Origin of the sequence: Oceanospirillum sediminis (genome assembly GCF_014164585.1) — a bacterium.
Lineage (GTDB): Bacteria > Pseudomonadota > Gammaproteobacteria > Pseudomonadales > Halomonadaceae > Oceanospirillum > Oceanospirillum sediminis.
In genome coordinates this window covers 1-1,282 of sequence record NZ_JACJFM010000080.1, presented here as the reverse complement: position 1 = coordinate 1,282, position 1,282 = coordinate 1, and the positions used below count along the sequence as shown (strand labels likewise).

The 1,282-nt window shown below is 43.8% G+C and carries 1 protein-coding gene; it reads right to left on the bottom strand.

Features of this window, described 5'->3' with window-relative positions; genetic code table 11:
* Positions 1 to 13 precede the first annotated feature (13 nt).
* Positions 14 to 1,174 carry an IS4 family transposase gene (locus tag H4O21_RS23945; RefSeq protein ID WP_182812352.1) on the bottom strand — a complete coding sequence of 387 codons (1,161 nt, stop codon included), beginning with the start codon at positions 1,172 to 1,174 and terminating at the stop codon, positions 14 to 16.
* Between the last annotated feature and the right edge of the window lie 108 nt (positions 1,175 to 1,282).

Here is a 1,282-nt window from a genome sequence, read left to right as displayed (position 1 = left end):
CACTGCTGTCCGGTTAAATATAAACCAGTTCCATTGACAGCTGATCGGGGGCTTCTGGAGGTGATGAATATCCAGCTGAATCAGGGTGGAGAAGATCTATCAGTGATCGTCTACTCGTGATATTGACACTGACCAGGCGATTTATCTGTTGTAGCGATAACGAGGAAAAACTTGATTGTTGAGCCCTCTTTAACAACAGATACGCAATCATCGCCACTAATATCTGTATCCATACCGCATTCTCATTGCGTCCAATAAAACGTTTGATTTTCAGGTTTTGTTTTATCCATTTGAAGAACAGTTCAATTTGCCAGCGCTGCTTATACAGCGCTGCAATTTCTTCTGCTGTTCGGGCCATATCATTGCTGATAAAAACCAGAACCTTCTGATCCTCTTCTCGTAAAAACGTCACTCTTCGCAGAGAAATTGGACAGGTTTTACGTGCCTTATCTGATGTTAATCGGATAATTTCATCGCTCAGAATACTATTCCCTGTAGCCTTCAAAGTCTCAATGACTTCATAACATGCGCTCGATTTCATACGCCCCACAAATATTGAATTCTGCTGATCCAGCCCGTAATACCAGCTGTAGTCATCGTAAGCCCTATCTACGACATATGTGATCCCTGGCAGGATTGGCAAGCTATTGAGCGCTTTACAATCATGGACTTTGGCATTGGTCATCTGAAAGAAAACAGGGATCTCTGCATTAGGATCATAAACGGTATGAAGTTTAATCCCTCCTTTTGTAGAGCGAAACTTTGCCCACTCGTATTGATTCAAATTCAGGTCAATGGTGGTGGAGTCAATTAACCGCACCATTTCATTTGCTGCTTTGTTTGGTAAATGCTCACGAACTTGTTCCAGTAGGTAGTAGAACGTTTCCAAAAAAATTTCGGAGGGTCGATTTTTGTTTGCATCAGATAAAGAGGAACGGCTGATGGTGCGGGTTCCCAGGTGATAATGGCAGTTTTTCTGGCTGTTAAAGCAATCCACTAAATCACGAAGAGACTGACGTCCGGTGAGCTGGGCAAATAACAGGGCGACCAATTGATCCCAGCAGGAGAGCGTTCTGATTCGCTTATCTCCTTGATGACGATCTACGGCATCTTGAAAGCGTTGGCGGGGCAGTGATTTTAGAAGTTGATGGAATATGATGTTAGTATGCTTCACGCTGGCCTCTGGGTTGGTAAAATGCTGTCTCGACAACTGCTATTTTACCGTAATCCCCAGAGGTTAAGCTCTCCAGCCCCTTCCGTTTTTTTAAACCGGACAGCAGTG